Source organism: Antarctobacter heliothermus, assembly GCF_002237555.1.
GTDB lineage: Bacteria > Pseudomonadota > Alphaproteobacteria > Rhodobacterales > Rhodobacteraceae > Antarctobacter > Antarctobacter heliothermus_B.
On sequence record NZ_CP022540.1, the window covers coordinates 4,550,181 to 4,567,124 of the forward strand.

Annotated in this window: 16 protein-coding genes; 8 read left to right on the plus strand and 8 right to left on the minus strand. The window is 59.8% G+C overall.

Annotated elements, in window-relative coordinates; translation table 11 throughout:
• Window positions 1–155 precede the first annotated feature (155 nt).
• The gene (locus ANTHELSMS3_RS21620; protein WP_094036683.1) at window positions 156–809 is read left to right on the plus strand and encodes a CatB-related O-acetyltransferase; all 654 of its coding nucleotides are present in this window, start codon (window positions 156–158) and stop codon (window positions 807–809) included.
• 78 nt (window positions 810–887) lie between these two features.
• Here ANTHELSMS3_RS21620 and ANTHELSMS3_RS21625 read toward each other — a convergent pair whose 3' ends face one another.
• A complete protein-coding gene (locus ANTHELSMS3_RS21625) occupies window positions 888–2,522 on the minus strand; it encodes a SulP family inorganic anion transporter (RefSeq protein WP_094036684.1) in 1,635 nt (544 codons plus the stop codon).
• A 329-nt stretch (window positions 2,523–2,851) separates the two neighbouring features.
• Between ANTHELSMS3_RS21625 and ANTHELSMS3_RS21635 the strand changes: the two genes are divergently transcribed.
• From ANTHELSMS3_RS21635 to ANTHELSMS3_RS21650, 4 genes are all read left to right on the plus strand, one after another.
• Window positions 2,852–3,733, plus strand: a complete 882-nt coding sequence (locus ANTHELSMS3_RS21635; protein ID WP_094036686.1) for an S-methyl-5'-thioadenosine phosphorylase — start codon at window positions 2,852–2,854, stop codon at window positions 3,731–3,733.
• 12 nt (window positions 3,734–3,745) lie between these two features.
• Window positions 3,746–4,426, plus strand: coding sequence for a DUF2927 domain-containing protein (locus ANTHELSMS3_RS21640; protein ID WP_094036687.1), 681 nt, complete (start codon window positions 3,746–3,748; stop codon window positions 4,424–4,426).
• Window positions 4,427–4,429: 3 nt separating this feature from the next.
• Window positions 4,430–5,050 (plus strand): LysE family translocator, encoded by a 621-nt coding sequence (locus ANTHELSMS3_RS21645; RefSeq protein ID WP_094036688.1) that lies wholly within the window; start codon window positions 4,430–4,432, stop codon window positions 5,048–5,050.
• 118 nt (window positions 5,051–5,168) lie between these two features.
• Window positions 5,169–5,708, plus strand: coding sequence for an adenine phosphoribosyltransferase (locus tag ANTHELSMS3_RS21650; protein ID WP_094036689.1), 540 nt, complete (start codon window positions 5,169–5,171; stop codon window positions 5,706–5,708).
• Window positions 5,709–5,895: 187 nt separating this feature from the next.
• Here ANTHELSMS3_RS21650 and phaZ read toward each other — a convergent pair whose 3' ends face one another.
• The gene (phaZ, locus tag ANTHELSMS3_RS21655) at window positions 5,896–7,173 is read right to left on the minus strand and encodes a polyhydroxyalkanoate depolymerase (RefSeq protein WP_094036690.1); all 1,278 of its coding nucleotides are present in this window, start codon (window positions 7,171–7,173) and stop codon (window positions 5,896–5,898) included.
• Between the two features lie 134 nt (window positions 7,174–7,307).
• On the opposite strand from phaZ, the gene ANTHELSMS3_RS21660 reads away from it, so the two are divergent.
• The 3 genes from ANTHELSMS3_RS21660 (at window position 7,308) to ANTHELSMS3_RS21670 (ending at window position 10,383) form a co-directional block, all read left to right on the plus strand.
• Window positions 7,308–9,110, plus strand: a complete 1,803-nt coding sequence (locus tag ANTHELSMS3_RS21660; protein WP_094036691.1) for a PHA/PHB synthase family protein — start codon at window positions 7,308–7,310, stop codon at window positions 9,108–9,110.
• Window positions 9,111–9,232: 122 nt separating this feature from the next.
• Window positions 9,233–9,682, plus strand: a complete 450-nt coding sequence (locus ANTHELSMS3_RS21665; RefSeq protein WP_094037291.1) for a phasin, PhaP — start codon at window positions 9,233–9,235, stop codon at window positions 9,680–9,682.
• A gap of 251 nt (window positions 9,683–9,933) precedes the next feature.
• Window positions 9,934–10,383 carry a phasin, PhaP gene (locus ANTHELSMS3_RS21670; RefSeq protein ID WP_094036692.1) on the plus strand — a complete coding sequence of 150 codons (450 nt, stop codon included), beginning with the start codon at window positions 9,934–9,936 and terminating at the stop codon, window positions 10,381–10,383.
• Window positions 10,384–10,512: 129 nt separating this feature from the next.
• Here the strand turns inward: ANTHELSMS3_RS21670 and ANTHELSMS3_RS21675 are convergent, their stop codons facing one another.
• From ANTHELSMS3_RS21675 to topA, 6 genes are all read right to left on the minus strand, one after another.
• Window positions 10,513–11,358 (minus strand): hypothetical protein, encoded by an 846-nt coding sequence (locus ANTHELSMS3_RS21675; RefSeq protein WP_157733603.1) that lies wholly within the window; start codon window positions 11,356–11,358, stop codon window positions 10,513–10,515.
• Between the two features lie 100 nt (window positions 11,359–11,458).
• The gene (locus ANTHELSMS3_RS21680; protein WP_094036694.1) at window positions 11,459–11,725 is read right to left on the minus strand and encodes a hypothetical protein; all 267 of its coding nucleotides are present in this window, start codon (window positions 11,723–11,725) and stop codon (window positions 11,459–11,461) included.
• Window positions 11,726–12,037: 312 nt separating this feature from the next.
• Window positions 12,038–12,661, minus strand: a complete 624-nt coding sequence (locus tag ANTHELSMS3_RS21685) for a 3-oxoacid CoA-transferase subunit B (RefSeq protein WP_094036695.1) — start codon at window positions 12,659–12,661, stop codon at window positions 12,038–12,040.
• Entirely contained in the window at window positions 12,661–13,365 is a 705-nt protein-coding gene (locus ANTHELSMS3_RS21690) for a CoA transferase subunit A (protein ID WP_094036696.1), read from the minus strand. The genes ANTHELSMS3_RS21685 and ANTHELSMS3_RS21690 overlap by 1 nt, the downstream gene beginning before the upstream one ends.
• An 87-nt stretch (window positions 13,366–13,452) precedes the next feature.
• Window positions 13,453–14,019, minus strand: a complete 567-nt coding sequence (locus ANTHELSMS3_RS21695; protein WP_094037292.1) for a L,D-transpeptidase — start codon at window positions 14,017–14,019, stop codon at window positions 13,453–13,455.
• Window positions 14,020–14,108: 89 nt separating this feature from the next.
• Window positions 14,109–16,823 (minus strand): type I DNA topoisomerase, encoded by a 2,715-nt coding sequence (gene topA, locus ANTHELSMS3_RS21700; RefSeq protein WP_094036697.1) that lies wholly within the window; start codon window positions 16,821–16,823, stop codon window positions 14,109–14,111.
• Window positions 16,824–16,944: the final 121 nt, after the last annotated feature.

The window sequence follows — 16,944 nt, forward strand, 5'->3', positions numbered from 1 at the left end:
CGGCCTGCTTCTGCATATCTCCCATACGTTTTGCCATGGTCCTTCCCTCTCGAAAACGACCGCCTGATGTGGTATCGCGCAGGCACACCAATGGAGGCACCGATGGACCAGCACCTTTGAACCCCTGACATTTCCCAGCGTTCAAAGGAGGCATCATGCCCGTCCCTTCCGTCCTGCCCGGGGCCGACACGGCCTATCCCATCACTCTGCCTGACGGCAGCCCACATCGCGGCACGGTCAATCTAAAAAACGTCATCAACCATCCGCGGTTCGAGGTCGGCGATTTCACTTATGCCTCGGACTTTGACCCACCCGACGATTGGGCGGGTCGTTTGGCGCCCTACCTGTTTCCCTTCAGTCAAGAGAAACTGACGATTGGCAAATACGGCCAGATCGCTAACGGAGTCCGCTTTATCGGCAGTTCCGCCAACCACGCAACCGACGGGATCAGCACGTTTCCCTTTGCGGTCTTTGACCCGGAAACCATGATGGGTTTTCAGCCGGACACCCGCGACACGACCGTCGGCCACGATGTCTGGATCGGCTACGGAGCGTTGATCCTGCCGGGTGCAACGATCGGCAACGGTGTGATTGTCGGCGCAGGATCGGTCGTGCGTGGCACTGTCCCCGACTACGCCATCGTCACCGGGAATCCGGCACAGATTGTCAGACTGCGTTTTACGCCGGACGAAATCGCCCTGCTAAACGCGCTGCGCTGGTGGGACTGGCCCCCCGAGAACGTCTCCGCCGCCCGTCCGGCGCTGGAGGCGGGCGACGTTGCTGCATTAGCCAATTTTGCGCCGACGTAAACGTATAATAAAATGAAAAGGGCGTCCCGCAGGGCGCCCTTTTCACTTCCCATACGGGATCGACCACATGGGCGCGCGTCAGTGCCCGCCCAAGATCCCTGTCCGCACATTGTAATCGACCGCGATCTCATAATCGGGGTCATCGTCACTATCGACCATCAGATGCCCCGCCTTTGTCAGCAACCTGTGACAGTCACGGCTCAGATGGCGCAGCTTGATCCGTTTGCCTGCGGCCTCATACTTCCCGGCGAGGGCCTCGATGGCCTGCAAGGCCGATTGGTCGACCACCCGACTTTCTTTGAAATCAACGATCACGGTTTCGGGGTCATTCTCGATATCGAACAGCTCTCCAAACCCTTCGGAAGAGCCAAAGAACAACGGGCCGCGAATCTCATAAACTTTTGCGCCAAGGTCGGTTTCCGACTCGCGCGTGTGGGCGTCAATCCGGCGCGCGTTGTTCCACGCATAGGCCAGAGCAGAGACGATCACCCCCACTACAACGGCAACGGCAAGGTCTTCCATCACCGTGACAACCGTCACCAACAGGATGACAAAGGCATCCATCAGCGGCACTTTTGTCAGGATGGTCAGAGAGTTCCACGCGAACGTCCCGATCACCACCATGAACATCACCCCGACCAATGCCGCCAGAGGAATGAGTTCGATCAACGGCGAGGCAAAGAGGATGAAGATCAGCAGGAACAGCGCCGCCGCGATACCCGCAACCCGCGTCCGCGCGCCCGATTTCACGTTGATCATCGACTGACCGATCATCGCGCACCCGCCCATACCGCCGAAAAACCCGGTCAACACATTGGCAGCGCCCTGCGCCATGCACTCTTGGCTGGCACCGCCACGCTTGCCCGTCATCTCGCCGACAAGGTTCAGCGTCAGCAGCGATTCAATCAACCCGATGGCTGCAAGGATCACCGCATAAGGCAGGATGATTTCAAGCGTTTCCAAATTCAAAGGGATAGCCGGCAAATGGAAGGACGGCAGCCCACCCTGGATCGAAGCAAGGTCACCAACGCGCGGCACCTCCAGCCCAAAGCCGATCACCAGCGCGGCGACGACAAAGATACCGACCAAGGGTGCTGGCACCACCTTGCTGATCTTGGGCATCACCCAGATGATAGCCATAGTCAGCGCGGTTAGGCCCAGCATCAGGTACAGGGGCATGCCCGACAGCCATTCGCCGCCGCCAACGCCGTGTCCGGTATTTTCCATTGATCCCGGCACTTTGAACTGGCCCAACTGGGCAAGAAAGATCACGATCGCCAGCCCGTTGACAAAGCCCAGCATGACCGGATGCGGCACCAGCCGGATGAACTTGCCCCATTGCAGCGCGCCCGCGATCAATTGCAGGATGCCCATCAGGACGACTGTGGCAAACAGGTATTCAACGCCGTGTTGCGCGACCAGCGCCACCATGACCACGGCCAGCGCACCCGTCGCACCAGAGATCATGCCCGGACGACCGCCGATCAGCGCCGTCACCAGACCGACAAGAAACGCCGCATACAATCCGACCAGCGGATGAACCCCCGCCACAAAGGCAAAGGCCACGGCCTCGGGCACCAGCGCTAGGGCCACAGTCAAACCTGCTAGCAGTTCGATCCGCCAACGCGCAGGCGTCAGCTTCTCGTCCGGCATCAACGACAGGTCAGGCATGGCAAGGCGATTGGCGAATGTCGCCAAAATGGCTTTTCTCATCGGGGCAGTCCTCATGTTCGCGCAAACGGCCCATACTGCAACGCAGCACGAAAGGCCACCCACAGGGCGATCCGGTTCGCAAGCCCGCCCTTTAGCGCGCTTCGCGGCCAAGTTCACGGTATTTCTGCGTACACCGTCGCGCCCCTCGCCACTCTGGCAAAGCCGGATAACCGCCCGGAACAACGGCACAGACACCACGCGTCTTTGCCAATCGCAGGACAAAATTGGCGATCAAGGCCCTTCGCGTCTTGCTCCGGCCTTGCCCGATCATCAATAACTGGTGCCCAAGGGCCACCTTTGCGAGGCCGCAGGACAGAAGGACATCAGCCATGACAGAGACCATGATCGCCGTGATCGGCGGGTCCGGCATCTACGACATCGAGGGGCTGGAAGGGGCCGAATGGCGTACAGTGGACAGCCCATGGGGCACCCCCTCCGACGAGATCCTGACCGGATCGCTGGACGGGGTAAAAATGGCCTTTTTGCCGCGCCACGGGCGCGGCCATGTGCATAGCCCAACCACCGTGCCCTACCGCGCCAATATCGACGCGCTGAAACGCATCGGCGTCACCGATGTCATCTCTGTCTCAGCCTGCGGGTCGTTCCGCGAAGAGATGGCACCGGGCGATTTTGTCGTGGTCGATCAGTTCATCGACCGCACGTTTGGCCGTGAGAAGTCCTTTTTCGGCACAGGCTGTGTGGCTCACGTCTCAGTCGCGCATCCGACCTGCCCCCGCCTTGGCGATGCCTGCTACACGGCCGCACAGGATGCCGGGATCACCGTACACCGGGGCGGCACCTATCTGGCCATGGAAGGCCCGCAGTTTTCGACCATGGCAGAATCCAAGATGTACCGCGACGTTTGGGGCTGCGACGTGATCGGCATGACCAACATGCCAGAGGCCAAGCTCGCCCGCGAGGCAGAGCTTTGCTATGCCTCCATCGCCATGGTCACCGACTACGACAGCTGGCACCCCGATCACGGCGCCGTGGACATCACCGACATCATCAAGACGCTGACCGGCAACGCTGACAAGGGCCGCGAGATGGTTCGCCGCCTGCCCGCTCTTTTGGGGGCAGACCGAGCCCCCTGTCCGCATGGCTGCGACCGTGCGCTTGAATATGCCCTGCTGACAGCTCCGGAGAAACGCGACCCTGACCTATTGGCCAGGCTGGACGCGGTGGCGGGCCGGATGTTGGGCGGCAACTGAGCGTTTCATCCCATGCTGCGTGCGCTTTTCCTTGGTTTAATGATGGGTTCGCTGCCCTACGCTGTGGCAAGCGCCGAAGACTATGTCGAGACCGAAGGCCTGCTCAGCGATGAGGATTTCTATCGCCTTGTCGCTTGCGCCGCCCCGCCCGGCACAGCGTGCCGCAAGACGTTGGTGCGCTGGCCGGTCGATCGCCCGTTGCGCGTGCAGTTGACGCAGGTTGATCCCGCCTTTCTGGGAGGCAAGCAGAACCGCGCGCGCGCCGCCCTTGTGCGGGCGATCAAGTTCATAAACAGGGCGGACACGGCGATCACCCTGCGGCAGGTCGACACCGACGCCAAGGCGGACATTCGCATCTATCTGATCGACACCGACGGCGACGCCCCCATACAGGGCACCGGCATCGAAGGAATTGATGGCGCCACGGTCACAGGCGCGCGCGTTATCGTCTGGTCGCGCAGCGGCTCCGGTGAGATCCAGCGAGCAAAGATCATCTTTGGCACCCGCCTGCACATCCGCCACTACGAATCTGCCATGATCGAGGAATTGACCCAGGCGCTTGGCCTGTTGACCGACATTCGGAACCCTGATTACCTCGGACGGTCTATCTTTTCGCAGGACGACAACGATTCCAAGGATCTGGGCCCACAAGACCTGATGGCCCTGCGACGCCACTATCCGCCACAGGAGTAAGACATGGACCTGAACCTATGGCTGGCGTTTGTCGCCGCATCAACCGCACTGTTGTTGATCCCCGGCCCCACCGTCCTACTGGTCCTGTCGTACGCCCTGAGCAAGGGCCGATCAGTGGCGGTCGCCTCTGCCGCCGGTGTCGCAAGCGGCGATTTCATCGCCATGAGCCTGTCTCTTGCGGGCTTGGGCGCATTGGTCGCCGCCTCGGCCACGCTGTTCACGATCCTGAAATGGGTGGGCGCCGCCTATTTGATCTGGCTAGGTGTCAAATTGATCCGCTCCGCGCCCAGCAAGGGACTAAGCCTGCCCGCGACAGAGGTCACGGCGCGCGGGGTCTTTGCACACAATCTTGCGGTGACCGTCCTCAACCCCAAAAGCATCGCCTTTTTCATTGCCTTCGTGCCGCAGTTTGTTGCGACCGATGCGCCGCTCCTGCCGCAGTTTGCCATTCTGGTGACAACCTTCGTCACCCTCGCCACGCTCAACGCGCTGGCCTATGCGCTGGCTGCTGACCGGCTGCGACAGATGATTTCGCGTCCCTCTGTCCTGACCGGCCTGACCCGCGCGGGCGGTGCCACCCTGATCGGCATGGGGGTGCTGACCGCTACGCTGCGCCGCGCCTGATCGGCCCGACGCGCCGCGCCCACTGCTGCGGACACCGTTCCGCCACTACCGCCTGAAGCCTTGCCAACGCGCCCCGTCCCGCGCTACCGCAAAACCCGCGTTTGTCTGAGGAGTGCCCATGCCGCGCAAGACCGAAATCAAGGACTACATCCGGACCATTGTCGACTTCCCGCACGAGGGGATCATGTTCCGCGATGTTACCACGCTGTTCGCTGACCCGCGCGGGTTCCGCATGGCGATCGACCAATTGCTGCATCCCTACGCGGGCGTGCGCTTTGACAAGGTCGTGGGGCTGGAAGCGCGCGGCTTTATCTTGGGCGGCGCGGTGGCGCACCAATTGTCCGCTGGTTTTGTGCCAATCCGCAAGAAAGGCAAACTGCCGGGTGCCGTGATCTCTGAAGAGTACCAGCTAGAGTATGGTGAGGCCGTTGTGGAAATCCACGATGACGCCATAGAGGCGGGCGAAAAGGTGCTGCTGGTCGACGATCTACTGGCCACGGGCGGCACGGCAGAGGCCGGGATCAAGCTGGTCGAACGGCTGGGGGGGCAGATCATAGGATGTGCCTTTGTCATCGATCTGCCCGAGCTGGGGGGCCGCAAGCGGCTGGAGGCCATGGATATGGACGTCCACGCCCTCTGCGCTTTTGAGGGTCTCTGACGGCGCGCACCGCCCCTCCATGTATAGCAAAAGGCCCGACATCATCAGATGCTGGCCCTTTTCATTGCAGGCTGATTTCCTGCGCCACATCGACAACAGCGCCAAACCGGAGGACGGCGCGCATCGCGCGCAAGGTCGACATAAACTGTGCGCGCCGTCTGGCGCGCACTTTGGGATCACAAGTGGTTCAGCGGTGATCGGCCAGATTGACGGCAACCGGACCGGGTTTCTCCTCCCCGGAATTGGCGTCAATGAACTCTAGCACCAGCGGTCGAATGTTGTTGCGCCAGCTTTTGCCCGCAAAGATACCGTAGTGTCCGGCACCCGGCTCCAGATGGCTGGCCTTTTTCTCATCCGGCAGGCCGGTGCACAGATCCAACGCCGCAACACATTGGCCCGGGGCCGAAATGTCATCTTTGGCGCCCTCAACAGTCTTTACCGCAACCTTCGTTATCGCCCCGATGTCCACCTTGTGGCCATCGACAACGAATTCGTTCTTGGCGATTTCGCCATTTTTGAAAATCCGCTCCACCGTTGACAGGTAAAATTCGGCGGGCATGTCCATCACGGCAAGGTATTCATCGTAGAATCGGTTGTGCGCGTCGTGATCCGAGGCTTCGCCTCTTGCGACGCGACCGATCTGGTCCTGAAACGCGGTGGAGTGACGCTCGGCGTTCATCGACATGAACGACGCCAGTTGCAACAGGCCCGGATAGACCATCCGGCCCACCCCCTTGCAGCTGAAGCCGACGCGCTGAATCATCGTCTCTTCCAGCTGGCCCATGGTGACGCGGCGGCCAAAGTCGGTCACGTCTGTCGGCGTCGCGTCCGGGTCGATCGGCCCACCGATCAGGGTCAAGGTACGCGGCTGCGCGTCGGGGTCCAGTTCCGCCAGATAGGCGGTCGCCGCCAGCGTCAAGGGTGCCGGTTGGCACACGGCGATCACATGCGTGTCCGGCCCCAGATGGCGCATGAAGTCCATCAGGTAGAGGGTATAATCCTCAATATCGAACTTGCCGCAGCTGACCGGAATGTCGCGCGCGTTGTGCCAGTCGGTGACGTAGACTTCGCAATTTACGATGAGCGACTTGACGGTTGAGCGCAAAAGCGTGGCATAGTGGCCTGACATAGGAGCCACCAGCAAGATCTTGCGTGGCTGCTCGGCCCGACCGGAGACGTTGAAATGTATAAGGTTGCCAAAGGGTTTTTCCACCACTGTGGCGATGTCGACAAGATGATCCTTGCCGTCTTCGCAGGTGAAGGTGTGGATACCCCAGTCAGGCTTGACCACCATGCGTTCAAAGGTCCGTTCGGTCACGGCCCCCCAAGCTGCCATCCAGGTCAACGCCGGATTTGGAATGGCCGAGAACATGGGGTAGGATGCAAGGGTGCGCGCGGTCGCGCCCATCCAGGCATTTGTGTTGCGGATGCTTTCCATCAGGTCGTAGGTGGCCATATAGCGCACGACGGCTGCTCCTTTTCGTTTCGCGGGGTCAGCGGGGATCCGCACACCCAAGCCCGAGCCAATTCGTCGCTTTGCCCCCCGAAACCCACGACGGTAGTTTCTGCAACTGCGAAGGATAGGGGGATTTAGTTCCAATGACAATCAACGAGGTTGCCGCAGGCGAAAGCCGTGCGCGGCTGGAGGAGAACCTTGATCGAGTGGAAGAGCTGAGCAAGCGACTCGTTTCCGCTCTGACCCGCCGCCATCCAACGCCACAGGCGCTGAGCGGGCCCGACAGCGCACTGTATGCCAAGGCCGCGCAGGCCTATGCACAGGAATGGGTCAACAATCCCGCCAAACTGATCGAACAACAGGTCAGCTTTTGGGGCAAGACCGTCACCACCTTTGTCGAGGCGCAGCAACAACTGGCCCGCGGCAAGTTGGAAGCGCCAGAAGATCCGGGGCCCAGCGACAAACGCTTCAAGAACCCGCTCTGGGACAGTCACCCCTACTTCAACTACGTCAAGCAACAGTATCTCATCAACGCCGATGCCATCCATCAGGCCGTCGACACGATCGAGGATATGGACGAAAAGGAAAAGCGTCGACTGCGGTATTTCAGCCAGCAGATCGTTGACATGTTCGCGCCGACAAACTTTCTGGCCACCAACCCCGATGCGCTGATGAAAGCGGTCGAGACCGAGGGCGAAAGCCTTGTGCGCGGGCTGGAAAACCTTGTCGCCGACCTAGAGGCCAACAACGGTGAACTGGTTGTGCGTCTGGCCGATGAGAGCGCCTTTGAGATTGGCGAGAACATCGCCACGGCCCAAGGCGAAGTGATCTATCGCAACCGCATGATGGAAGTGATCCAGTATAACCCCACCACCGAGCAGGTTCAGGAAACACCGGTGGTGTTGTTCCCTCCCTGGATCAACAAGTTTTACATTCTCGACCTCAAACCCCAGAACAGCATGATCCGCTGGGTTGTCGATCAGGGGTACACTCTTTTTGTTGTCAGCTGGATCAACCCCGACGCCAAGTATCGCGATGTCGGGTTGGAGGCCTATGTCGAAGAGGGGTTCCTGAAGGCGATCGAGATTGCCAAAGATGTTTGCGACGTCCCCAAGGTGAATGCCGTTGGCTACTGCATCGCCGGTACGACGCTGTGCCTGACGTTGTCTTTGATGAAAAAGCGCGGCGACAAATCCGTGCGGTCCGCCACTTTCTTCACCGCCCTCACCGACTTCAGCGATCAGGGTGAATTCACGCCGTTTCTGCAAGATGATTTTGCCGACGGGATCGAAGAAGAGATCAATCAAGAAGGTCTCTTGCCATCCTTCATCATGGCGCGCACCTTTTCGTTTCTGCGCTCCAACGACCTGATCTATGGACCTGCGATCAGGTCCTACATGATGGGTGAAACGCCACCTGCCTTTGACCTGCTGTACTGGAATGGTGACGGCGCCAACCTGCCCGGTCTGATGTTCACCCAGTATCTGCGCGGTCTGTGCCAGCGCAATGAATTTGCCAAAGGCACGTTCGAGATGTTCGGAGAAAAACTGAGCGTCAAAGATGTGGATGTTCCGGTGATGTCCATCGCGGCAGAGTCCGACCACATCGCCGCTGCGCGTGACGTATACCGGGGTGTGCAGCTGATGGGGTCGCGTTCCAAGCAGTTTGTCATGGGGCAGTCAGGACACATCGCCGGCATCGTCAACCCGCCGTCCAAGGGCAAGTACGGACATTTTGTCCACGACGACATGAGCCTGGATTTCGATGCCTGGAAGAAGGCCGCCGATTTTCAAGAAGGGTCATGGTGGCCGCACTGGGAAGACTGGTTGAAGAAGCGATCCGGCAAGAAAGTACCCGCCCGCATTCCGGGTGATTCGGCCTATGAACCGCTCTGCCCTGCCCCCGGCACCTATGTAAAGATCAAGGCAGCAAAACAAATTCAATAGCTTGCAGGCCACATGCTGCGACGCAGAATTTCACTTGAAATGCTGCGCCGCAGCATGCATATTCATGTCAGCTGCTAACGCCGGGGCGGGCCCGGATGAGCAAGAGACAAGGATTGATCACAATGGCACAGACCCAGGACTTCACAGCGATGATGAAAGACATGATGGGCGCATTCCCCGTCGACACGAAAGCCATGGAAGGCGCGTTCAAGACCACCGCAACCATGAACGAAAAGCTGTCCGCCGTCGCACTGGAAGCTGCCGAAAAGTCGACCGAACTGTCGGCAAACTGGACCAAAGGCACTCTGTCCAAGCTGGCAGACATGTCCAAAGCCAAATCCGAGCCGGCTGATTACGCCAAGGCCGTGACCGATTTTGCATCGGCTCAGGCCGAAGTTGCCGCCGAGAACATGGCCTCGTTCGCCGAGATCGCCAAGAAGGTCCAGATGGACACCGTCGAGCTGCTGATGGCTGCTGGCAAGGACTTCTCCGAAGATGCCTCCGCCGCCGTGAAAAAAGCCACCGATGAGATGACCGCGACCGCCAAGAAGGCAACCGCCACGGCCAAGTAATTTCGGTTTCGACCGAAACGGAAATTGCGCCCTCTCCTCCCAATCGAGGCGCAATGTCCTGGGGCAGGATCTTCGGATCCTGCCCCTTTTTGTTGGCTTGTGCCCATGCGTGGACCAACGGAAATCCGACGGAAATTCTGTTGACTCTTTGACGCACCGCCGAGGTTTCTCTTGAAATGCTGCACTGCAGCATACATGTATTCCTCAGTACAAAACGCCGCCCCGGCATCACAGAGACAAGGACCTGACAAATGACCAAGAACGATGATTTCGCCGCCATGATGAAAGACATGATGGGTGCATTCCCGATGGACACCAAAGCCATGGATGATGCGTTCAAAACAACCGCAACGCTGAGCGAAAAGCTGTCCAGCGTCGCGCTGGACGCTGCCAAGAAGTCGACCGAACTGTCGGCAAACTGGACCAAGGACACGCTGGCCAAGATGGCCGACATGTCCAAAGCCAAGGCAGAGCCTGCCGACTACGCCAAGGCGCTGTCCGACTTTGCAACCGCTCAGGCCGAGATCGCGTCCGCTAACGCGACCACCTTTGCCGAGATCGCCAAAAAGGTTCAGGCCGACACCGTCGAACTGCTGATGGCCGCTGGCAAAGATTACTCGCAGGACGCGTCCGCTGCCGTCAAGAAAGCGACAGGCGACGTGACAGCGACCGCCAAGAAGGCGACCTCGGCCGCCAAATAATCCGTCCACGGATTAAACGACAGTTGCGCTCTCTCCTCCCGAACAGGGCGCAATGAAACGGGGCAGGATCTTCGGATCCTGCCCCGTTTTCGTATTCAACCTGCGACTTTGCCGAACGGTTTCGACAGCCTACTGGCAGCCTCCGGTCACATAACGTCCCACCGCCTCATACAACTCATATGAGACCAGACCATCGAGCGGCCCTGCATAGCCACCCGCGTTGCGGAAATATTCTTGCCAAGTGTATGGGTCCAACCGAACAGCCGTCATAAGGTCTGCCACGATCTCTGTATCGGGCACAGACTGCCCACATCGGACGTAGGCGCGACTCCACAAACCCCAGGTCACGTCGTCCACAGAGGCCTCCGGGTGCGCGATCACGCGAGAGCAGCCAACCGCACGTTCCTGCAAGTCAGATGCATTGCCACATACGTCGCGCACATGATCCAGATCCCAGGGGTCCATCCCCGCCCCACCGTGGCCAGCGTCGGCCGCTCCGCCATAGTTGGTGGCCCAGGACGTGATCTGATCGCCGCAAAAGCCCAGATCAACTGCAAACACCAATCCCTCTTGATCGGAGTATCTGAGGTTGGTCCAGATAAGATCCCCGTACAGTTGATGATTGCGGCCCGCGTGATCGGGATAGACGCCATAGTCGCAGCGACGCCAGTTGCCGCTGGGGTCAGGATCCCATCCGATCCAATATCCGCTGAACGGAGTCTGCCCCCGGATGATTGGGTTGTTCGGATCCAACATCACATAGACGGCGTCCGGATCGACATAGAGCGACACGCGCAAAGACCTGATATCGAGGCGCGCATATGCGGTTCCTGTCTGATCAACGACATCTCCGACAATCTCGACATCGCCAAGGTAGGTGCCGTCTGCGTCATAAAGAGGGTCAACCCCGTCGGCTGTGGCAGGGCTGGCACAGACCAGCACCACCGCGATCGCGGCGTTTCGTAAAAAGCGCATCATGGGTTTCCTATCAACTAGAGCGTTTGAAATGACCTCTTCGCCGGGCTCGCCATTGCTGACGAGCCCCGGACAAGTCAGTTGCTTTAAGATGCGCGTGCTACTCGTCGCGCAGCTCGGCGCTTTCTGGGCAGTCATTGCCACTGTCGTAAGTCGGCAGGATGATGACGTAGGCATAGTCGCCTGAGCCACTGCCATCCGGGTTGGGGATGGCATAGGACATCCCCCATTGGGTCTCTGGCAGTCCCCTGCTGCCGCCGTCGGCGCCGGTAAACGCGCCCGAAGAGTTGTACCAGCAGGTCAGCGGACCTGCGGAGGCGGCAGAGGCACACAGGCTACAAACAAGCGCAATAACAATTGAACGCATCAGATATCCTTTCAAACTGTCAGTTCTGAAAAAACAGAGCAGGCAGACAACCGATGACAGATCAGTTGACCCGCCAACCAGTTTCCCGCCCCAACGTCAGCGCGCAACGATATTGTGTGAATGGTGATGCGTTTTTGCGATAATACAATCTATGCGATGCCACCATAGATTGGAGTCCACCTGTGCGCGCGCTACGATCCTGATCGTCGACTACAGCGGACGGTGTCTTCTTGATATCGGGATCAGCGCGCTGCGCTCCCTATCCGCGTATTATTGTGTCCCGAACCCGGCTGGGTTCGGGACACAAATGTCTCAGACGATGGTCGCCTGCGTCGCGGCGTGCAGTTCGTCTTCGGTCACGCCATCGGCGGTCTCGACGATCTTCAGGCCGCCCTCAACCACGTCCAGCACGCCAAGGTTGGTGATGATCCGGTCCACCACGCCAGTGCCGGTCAGCGGCAGGGTGCAGGCTTTGAGCACCTTGCTGTCGCCGTGCTTGTTGGTGTGATCCATGACCACGATGACCTTGCCGACACCGGCAACCAGATCCATCGCACCGCCCATGCCTTTGACCAGCTTGCCGGGGATCATCCAGTTCGCTAGATCGCCGTTTTCGGCCACTTCCATCGCGCCAAGGATCGCCGCCGCGATCTTGCCGCCGCGGATCATGCCAAACGACATGGCGCTGTCAAAATAGGACGTGCGCGCCAGTTCTGTGATCGTCTGTTTACCCGCATTGATCAGGTCGGGGTCTTCATCGCCTTCGAACGGAAACGGCCCCATGCCCAACATGCCGTTTTCCGACTGCAGGGTGATGTCCTTGTCACCGACATAGTTGGCCACCAGCGTCGGAATCCCGATGCCAAGGTTCACATACATGCCGTCTTCGAGTTCTTGTGCGGCACGCGCCGCCATCTGGTTCCGATCCCAGGGCATTATGCTTCCTCCCGCTTGCGCACGGTCCGCTGTTCGATCCGTTTTTCGTGATCCCCCTGAATGATCCGGTGAACATAGATCCCCGGCAGGTGGATGTGGTCGGGATCAAGTGAGCCGCGCTCGACGATCTCTTCGACTTCGACGACGCAGACCTTGCCGCACATGGCCGCCGGCGGGTTGAAGTTGCGGGCTGTCTTGCGGAACACAAGGTTGCCGGTGTCGTCGGCCTTCCAGGCTTTGACGATGGCGAGATCGGCAAAGATGCCTTCTTCGAGGATGTAATCCTCCCCGTTGAAGGTTTTGACTTCCTTGCCTTCGGCGATTTGAGTGCCAACGCCGGTCTTGGTATAAAAGCCCGGGATGCCGCACCCTGCAGCGCGCATCCGCTCGGCCAGCGTGCCCTGCGGGTTGAACTCCAGCTCCAGTTCCCCTGACAGGTACTGGCGCATAAATTCGGCGTTCTCACCAACATAAGAAGACATCATCTTCTTGACCTGCTTCGTCTCAAGCAGCTTGCCCAGGCCGAAACTGTCGACCCCGGCGTTGTTCGACGCGACGGTCAGGTCCTTGACGCCGCTTTCGACCAGCGCGTCGATCAGCAATTCCGGAATGCCGCAAAGGCCAAAGCCGCCCGAAGCGATGAGCATGCCGTCAAACAGCACCCCATCCAATGCCTCGGCGGCCGTGCCGTAGACCTTTTTCATAGAAAACTCCCCTATTTTCTGGATCAGGGGAGTTTTCGCCGCCCCGCAGCGAGATGTCAACGGACCTCCGGAATGAGAGCGCTCACATCAGATCAATCGCACCTGCGTGCCAATCGGCGTGATCTCGAACAATTCGGCGATCTTTTCATTGTACAGCCCGATGCACCCGTCCGAAGACGGACGACCGATCTTGCGCGTGTCATGAGTGCCGTGGATCAGATAGGCGGGCCAATCGAAATACAGCGCGTGGGTGCCCAGCGGATTGTCCGGTGCGCCGCCTTCGACGGGCCGCCAATCGGGGAACCGCTCCATTTGCGAGGCGGTCGGCGTCCACGATGGGCCCACCTTCTTGCGCACGATCTTGGTATAACCGCGTTTGGTCAACTCATCCGTCTTGGGCACAGATGTCGGATAGACGCGATAATCGCTGCCATCGGCGTTCCAGTAGTGCAACGCGCGGCTAGTGGTGTCGCAGACGATACAGCCCACGCCCAATTCATCAAAATGGTCCTGCCAGTCCTGACTAGCGAAGCTGGACACATTCCGGCGGGCGCCGGCCAATTCGGGACGTTCTTGCGCACGCACTTGCGCCGGAACGATCAGCGCCGCTGCCCCCGCAATCAGCAGGTCGCGCCTGGAAAATCTTCCTGTCATGATGCCCTCTTTGCCTGTTTCAGGCGAAAGATACATATTGCTGCGGCGCGGCACCAATCACATGTTATTTACAGGATGTGTTCGGAAAGTCAGTCCGCGTCACCCCCGGCCTTTTTCGGCGCGGCCTTCTTGGCCGCCGGTTTCTTGGCAGGCGCCTTCTTGGCTGGTGCTTTTTTGGCGGCAGGCTTCTTCGTGGCTTTGGCGGCCGGCTTCTTCTTGCCGCCCTTCGAGGCCTTTTCGTTGACCAACGCCACCGCCGCTTCTACCGTCAAGTCCTTTGGGTCCACATCCTTGGGCAGGGTCGCATTGACCTTTTCCCATTTGACGTAAGCACCATAGCGGCCTTCCATCACGGACATCTTGCCGCCATCGGGGTGGTCGCCCATTTCGCGCAGCGCCTTGGCGGCCTGACGTCCACGTCCCGGATTGGCGCGCTTATGCGCCAACAGCTCGACCGCGTGGTTCATGCCGATTTCGAAAACCTCCTGAAACTCCTTGAGGTTGACGTAGACAGGTTTTTCCTCATCCGGCATCTGATGCATGATATAGGGGCCAAATCGCCCAAGGTTGGCGCTGACCACGCCGCCGTCCGGGTGCATCCCGACCTCACGCGGCATGGTTAGCAGCGTCAGCGCCTTTTCCAGCGTCATATCCGCCGGATCCCAGCCGGGCAGATAGCTGCCCTTGGCCTTGGGCAGCGACGCGCGTGGCGGTTTCTTGTTCTCGGGCGTGGCTTCGCCGCGCTGGACATAGGGGCCAAAGCGTCCGGCCTTGAGCCAGATCTCATCGCCCGCATCCTCGCCCAACACCTTCTCTTCGCCATCGGCGCCCTCACCCGCAATCGGGCGGGTGTAGGTGCATTCAGGGTAGTTGCCGCAGCCGACAAAGCCGCCGGTGCGCGATGTCTTGAGGTGCAGTTGCCCCTGTCCGCATTTCGGACAGATACGCGGATCGCTGCCATCCTCACGCGGCGGGTACAGTTGCGGGGCCAGCGCCTCATCCAACACGTCCAACACTTCGGAGATGCGCAGATCAGAGGTTTCAGCAATCGCGGCGCTGAAATCGCGCCAGAATTTGGCCAACAGTTCCTTGTAGTCGCTGTCACCTGCGCTGACCTGATCCAGCTCATTTTCCAGCGCAGCCGTGAAATCATATTCCACATAGCGCTTGAAGAAGTTCAGCAGAAAGATCGTCACGATCCGGCCCTTGTCCTCGGGGAACAGACGGTTCTGTTCCTTGCGAACGTACTCGCGGTCCTGAATCGTGGTGATGACGCTGGCATAGGTCGAGGGGCGTCCTATGCCCAACTCTTCCATCTTTTTAACCAGCGTCGCCTCTGTGTAGCGTGGCGGCGGGTTGGTAAAGCTTTGCGTCGCCAGTGTTGCGCCGTCGCCGGACATTACGGCGGGCAGACCGCGCTCCGCGCCCTTTTCCATCGCCTTGGCGTGGTCGGATTTGAGGCTACCAACTGCGAATTTGGCGGGTTCACTTTGCATGATCTGCGGCAAACGCTTGTCGTCGTCTTCCGCCGGCTCATCACGACCTTCTTCGTAGACCTTGAGAAAGCCATCAAACAGGACCACCTGCCCGGTTGCGCGCAGGCCGACCTGACCGTCGTCGCTTCCAATCTCGACCGTGGTGCGTTCCAGCCGCGCGCCTTCCATCTGGGCCGCCAGCGTGCGTTTCCAGATCAGATCATACAGTTTACGCTGATCCGGTTCCGCCAGCCGCAGCGCCTCGGCGTCTTTGGCCATGTCAGTGGGGCGGATACACTCGTGCGCTTCCTGCGCGTTCTTGGCCTTGTTCTTGTAGATGCGCGGGCTGCCCGGCACATATTCCTTGCCAAAGCGATCCTGAATCGCAGCGCGGCATTCCTGCACCGCCTCCGGCGCCATGTCGATGCCGTCGGTCCGCATATAGGTGATGTGCCCGGCCTCATACAGACGCTGCGCGGTGTTCATCGTCGCCTTGGCGCCCATGCCGAACTTGCGGCTGGCCTCTTGCTGCAAAGTCGAGGTCATGAAGGGCGCGGAGGGGTTGCGTGAGGCGGGCTTTGCCTCAACGCTCATCACCTTTAGCGCACGTTTCTCGATTGCGCTGACCGCCATTTCGGCTTCGGTCACATTGGCAATGTCGTAGCGGTCCAGCTTTTTGCCAGCAAGGTTGACCAGCCGCGCCTCGAATTCCTGCCCGCGCGGCGTGGTCAGTGCAGCACGCACCTGCCAGTATTCGCGGGCATTGAACGCCTCGATCTCTTGCTCGCGCTCAACGATCAGACGCAGGCAGACCGACTGCACCCGTCCTGCCGACCGTGCGCCCGGCAGCTTGCGCCACAGAACCGGCGACAGGTTAAAGCCCACAAGATAGTCCAGCGCCCGCCGGGCCAGATAGGCCTCGACCAGCGGCGCGTCGATGTCTCGGGGGTTCTTCATCGCCTCGGTCACGGCGGCCTTGGTGATGGCGTTGAAGGTGACACGCTCCACCTTGGTGGTTTTCTTGATCGACCGGCGTTTGGTCAGCGCCTCCTTGAGATGCCAGCTGATCGCCTCCCCCTCGCGGTCGGGGTCAGTTGCCAGGATCAGTTCGTCATCGGTTTTGAGCGCTTCGGCGATGGCGGCAACGTGTTTACGCGAATCGTTGGCGATCTCCCACTTCATGGCGAAATCGTGCTCTGTATCGACCGATCCGTCCTTTGGAGGCAGGTCGCGGACATGCCCGTAAGACGCCAGAACCGTGTAATCGGACCCCAGATACTTGTTGATTGTCTTGGCCTTGGCCGGGGATTCGACGACAACGACGGGCATGGGGCTCTGCTTCCTCGCGAATAAATTCTATGGCCTGCTAGGGGCCTTGTCTGGTGCCGCGTATGGCGGCGCAACATGTGGGGTGCAAGGCCGATTTGTCAATCGACGGGTATGGGGCGCA

Bases quoted from the DNA above. Each gene is read 5' to 3' on its own strand.
- ANTHELSMS3_RS21620 (WP_094036683.1), top strand. From the start codon at position 156: ATGCCCGTCCCTTCCGTCCTGCCCGGGGCCGACACGGCCTATCCCATC.
- ANTHELSMS3_RS21625 (WP_094036684.1), bottom strand. From the start codon at position 2,522: ATGAGAAAAGCCATTTTGGCGACATTCGCCAATCGCCTTGCCATGCCT.
- ANTHELSMS3_RS21635 (WP_094036686.1), top strand. From the start codon at position 2,852: ATGACAGAGACCATGATCGCCGTGATCGGCGGGTCCGGCATCTACGAC.
- ANTHELSMS3_RS21640 (WP_094036687.1), top strand. From the start codon at position 3,746: ATGCTGCGTGCGCTTTTCCTTGGTTTAATGATGGGTTCGCTGCCCTAC.
- ANTHELSMS3_RS21645 (WP_094036688.1), top strand. From the start codon at position 4,430: ATGGACCTGAACCTATGGCTGGCGTTTGTCGCCGCATCAACCGCACTG.
- ANTHELSMS3_RS21650 (WP_094036689.1), top strand. From the start codon at position 5,169: ATGCCGCGCAAGACCGAAATCAAGGACTACATCCGGACCATTGTCGAC.
- ANTHELSMS3_RS21660 (WP_094036691.1), top strand. From the start codon at position 7,308: ATGACAATCAACGAGGTTGCCGCAGGCGAAAGCCGTGCGCGGCTGGAG.
- ANTHELSMS3_RS21665 (WP_094037291.1), top strand. From the start codon at position 9,233: ATGGCACAGACCCAGGACTTCACAGCGATGATGAAAGACATGATGGGC.
- ANTHELSMS3_RS21670 (WP_094036692.1), top strand. From the start codon at position 9,934: ATGACCAAGAACGATGATTTCGCCGCCATGATGAAAGACATGATGGGT.
- ANTHELSMS3_RS21675 (WP_157733603.1), bottom strand. From the start codon at position 11,358: ATGCGCTTTTTACGAAACGCCGCGATCGCGGTGGTGCTGGTCTGTGCC.
- ANTHELSMS3_RS21680 (WP_094036694.1), bottom strand. From the start codon at position 11,725: ATGCGTTCAATTGTTATTGCGCTTGTTTGTAGCCTGTGTGCCTCTGCC.
- ANTHELSMS3_RS21685 (WP_094036695.1), bottom strand. From the start codon at position 12,661: ATGCCCTGGGATCGGAACCAGATGGCGGCGCGTGCCGCACAAGAACTC.
- ANTHELSMS3_RS21690 (WP_094036696.1), bottom strand. From the start codon at position 13,365: ATGAAAAAGGTCTACGGCACGGCCGCCGAGGCATTGGATGGGGTGCTG.
- ANTHELSMS3_RS21695 (WP_094037292.1), bottom strand. From the start codon at position 14,019: ATGACAGGAAGATTTTCCAGGCGCGACCTGCTGATTGCGGGGGCAGCG.
- topA (WP_094036697.1), bottom strand. From the start codon at position 16,823: ATGCCCGTCGTTGTCGTCGAATCCCCGGCCAAGGCCAAGACAATCAAC.